This is a genomic window from Rhodococcus sp. EPR-157, assembly GCF_001647195.1.
Taxonomy (GTDB): Bacteria; Actinomycetota; Actinomycetes; order Mycobacteriales; family Mycobacteriaceae; genus Rhodococcoides.
This window is the reverse complement of the sequence record NZ_LVCV01000432.1, coordinates 1-3,521: the sequence shown is the minus strand read 5'-3', so window position 1 is coordinate 3,521 and position 3,521 is coordinate 1. Positions and strand designations below refer to the sequence as shown.

Below are 3,521 nucleotides of genomic sequence, written 5' to 3'. Positions count from 1 at the left end.
GTCGTCGCCTACAACGCAGCACATCCGGACGCTCCTGTGGCAGCGACGGTTCCGCCGACGGGCAGCTACTTCTTGAACTACCCGCTTGCGATCACCGCAGCCCCGGGGCCCGACTACGACCGCGTCAAGGAAGCCGGTGCCGCACTGTCCTCGGTGCTTGCGACGACGACGGCCACGGATGCTTTCGCCGCTGCGGGGTTCCGTCAGTCGAGTGGCATTCCGTTGGCCGACAACGCAGGAGTGGGTTCGGTCGCGGCACTGGAGCTGAAGAATCCGCTGGCGATCGAAACAACCTTGCGCGACTGGTCCGTTCTCGCGCTGCCTCTTCGCACCCTTGTTGTCGAGGATGTGTCCGGTTCGATGGCTGCCAAGTCAGGCGACTCGACTCGGATGGCCCTGACCGTCGAGGCAAGTCTCGGCGCGAATGCCCTGTTCAGTGATCAGACGGAGATGGGTCTGTGGGCGTTCTCGATCGGTCTCGGCGGCGGCAGCCAGGACTACCGCGAGCTCGTTCCGCTGGGCCCGGTTACGAACGTGGTGAACGGTCTTCCGCAGCGTGAGGCCATCCTTGCGGCCATTGGAACGCTTCCCTCGCTGGTCGGCGGCGGAACTGGTTTGTACGACACCACGCTGGCGGCATTTCGCCGGGTCAAGGAGGGGTACGACCCGAAATTCGTCAACAGTGTCATTCTGCTGACCGATGGCACCAACGAGGACGAGGGCAGTCCGAGTCTCGATCAACTCCTCGATACCCTGCAGCGAGAGCAGGATCCGGTCCGGCCGGTCGTGATCGTGACCGTCGGCATCACCACCGACGCGGATCCGGTTGCTCTCCAGCGTATTTCGGCCGCCACCGGCGGAACCAGCTATGTGGCAGAGGATCCGCGAGACATCCCCGACGTATTCGTGCAGGCTCTGAACAGTAGAACGCAGCGAATCGGCGGGGAATGACGAGGATCAGACGAACGTCAGGGTCATAGCTGCGCCGCAACACAGCACGACGACGATGAGGGCGAAAGCGTCGGGCAGATGCGGTCTGCTCGGGTGTGCAGAAATCTGACCCGATCCTCCGCGGGCGGTGATGGCCTCACCCATCTCGGTCGCTCGTCGGATCGCGATCGACATCGTGGCGGTGATGAGATCCACGATGGAATTGTCCGAGGCACTGTTCAGTACGGATTTCGGGCGCAGTCTTCGTGCGGCGATCATGGTCCGCATCTCCTCGATCAGCAGCGGCAAGGATCGCAGGCACAGCGCGACGGTTGCGGCCCATTCGCCGACCGGCAGGCGCAGTTTCGTCAACGGCTTTCCGAGCACTGTTATCGCCGGGGCGATATCGCTCATCGATGTCGTCCACCCGATCATCAGCGATGCGCCGAGCAATACGAACGCGAACGTCGTGGAGCGGAGGAAGAGGAGAACGGCATCGAGTCCGAGGGGAAGATTGAGTAGGGCGCCGACCAGGAACAAGCCCCAGATCCACAGTGGCGGGCGGGGAAGCGCCGTAGGAGGGATGTGCCCGATCGCGGCGGTCACGACGAGAAGTCCGACGATGATGCCGATCGAAATCCATGACGGAGCCACGACGATGGTGATGCTGATCAGCAGGACCGCGATCAACTTCGTTCCGGCCCACAGGCGATGGATCGGTGACGAGCGCGGAACTTGCCGGAGGACGACTGTGGTCACGACGGGACCCCCGGCGTCGCCAGTTCCGACACGATGCGCCCGTTGTCGAGGGTGATGGTCCGGTCGCAGATTCGATCCATGCCGTCGACGTCGTGCGAGATCACTACGACCGCAATCCCTTGCCGACGCAATGTCCCGAGAACCTCGATGATCTCCGTCCGTCCCGGTGGATCGAGTCCGGCGAGGGGTTCGTCGAGTACGAGGATCCTCGGCTTGTTCACCACGAGTCCCGCGATGACGACGCGTCGCATCTGGCCACCGCTGAGCGAGTCGATTTCGCGGCCGGCAAGAAGTCGATCCAATCCGACAGCGTCCATGGCGCGTGACACCGCTGCGGAGCCGACTTCGGGGCCGCCGACTGCCTCGATGTCCTCGGCAACCGTTCTCCGCTGCAGCTGCAGCCTCGAATGTTGAAACGCGAGCCCGACGGCTCCCACGTTGCGGCTGATGTCGCTACCGCTGAATTCAGCGGATCCCTCCGAGGGCTTCGTCAGTCCGGCGAGAACCCAAGCCAGAGTGGATTTTCCGGACCCATTGCCGCCGAGGATCAGGATGCCGTCTCCTGCGGCGATCGTCAGATCCAGTCCGTCCAGGGCGCGTTGCGACCACGGAGTCCTGCGGTTGTAGGTGTGCGCGATGCCGCGCATCTGCATCAGTGCCGGCTGTTTCGATCCGGTGTGAAGGGGCCTTGCCGATCCGGTGAGCGGGCCACGCATCCACTCGGGCACATGGTCGACCTGGAATCCGCCGTGCAGGTGAATCACGCGGTCGGCGGCAGTCGTCTCGAGCTCCTGGTGGGTGACGAGGACGACCGACATTCGATGGCGCTTCGGCAGCGCGGCGAGCAGGGCAACAAGTGTCGCCCGACCTTCGGCGTCGATCATCGCTGTTGCCTCGTCGGCGATCAGAAGCGCAGGCTGGCGGGCGAGGGCAGAAGCCACCGCGAGTCGTTGCAGCTGGCCGCCGGACAGCGACGATGTGTCGCGATCGCCCATTCCGGTCAGACCGACCTCGGCGAGCACAGCGTCGACGTCGAGGTCGTAGCCCGGCGGAAGTCCCCACACCACGTCGTCCGCCACTCGGCTGCCGAGCACCTGACTCTCGGGTCGCTGCGACACCACTGCGGTGCCGCCGACCAAACCGAGTCCGGCCACTCCGGGGCGAGCGACATGTCCCGACGTCGGAGTGCGGCCGGCGAGAATCCGAGCGAGTGTCGACTTCCCGGAACCGTTGTGTCCGACGACGGCGATGAACTCACCGAAGTCGATCGTGAGATCGATGTCCGTCAGTGCGGCGGTGCGGGATTCACCGTATCGAAATCCGACGCCTGTCAGCTGTAGCGGCAATGGCGCTACGGTGCCTTCGCCTGACGTAGGGAGGTGTTCGACGACCGGAATCGTGGCCAGTCGGTCGAGGACCGCGCCGAGGATCAGCCACGTGAACAGGGCCCCGACGATGATCGACACACTGGTTGTGCCGAGGATCCACCACCAGTTGTCGAGGATCGCGCCGACACTGCCACGCAACACATCTGCGGGGGACACCAGCAGTTCGGCCCGTGACATCAGTCGTGCCACACCCTCGACGGTGTTCTCGATCGTCAGGAGAAACAGCTCGCGCAGCGGGGTCAGAAGGAAGAGGATTCCGACGCTGACGAGTCCGATGGCGGGTCCCACCACCGCTGACGTAGCGAGCACAGAAAGGAGGCCTTGCTTCTTGCGCTTGCTTCGGCCTACCAGACCGCCGAGCAGCGCCGACATGCCGACGGTGAACGCTGTTGTGGTCCCCGCTACGACGAAGGCAACCAGAATGCCGGCGACAGCAGCTGCGAC

The 3,521-nt window shown here is 64.3% G+C and carries 3 protein-coding genes; 1 reads left to right on the top strand and 2 read right to left on the bottom strand.

All coding sequences use genetic code 11. The features are described from left to right. The coding region (locus tag A2J03_RS20135) for a VWA domain-containing protein (RefSeq protein WP_156520480.1) at positions 1-951 on the top strand (951 nt) is incomplete at its 5' end. A 6-nt stretch (positions 952-957) separates the two neighbouring features. Here A2J03_RS20135 and A2J03_RS20130 read toward each other — a convergent pair. Beyond that, positions 958-1,689, bottom strand: coding sequence for an energy-coupling factor transporter transmembrane component T family protein (locus A2J03_RS20130; RefSeq protein WP_068377563.1), 732 nt, complete (start codon positions 1,687-1,689; stop codon positions 958-960). Further along, a partial coding sequence (locus tag A2J03_RS20125; protein ID WP_068377562.1) for an ABC transporter ATP-binding protein occupies positions 1,686-3,521 on the bottom strand: 1,836 nt, incomplete at its 5' end. The genes A2J03_RS20125 and A2J03_RS20130, both read right to left, overlap by 4 nt.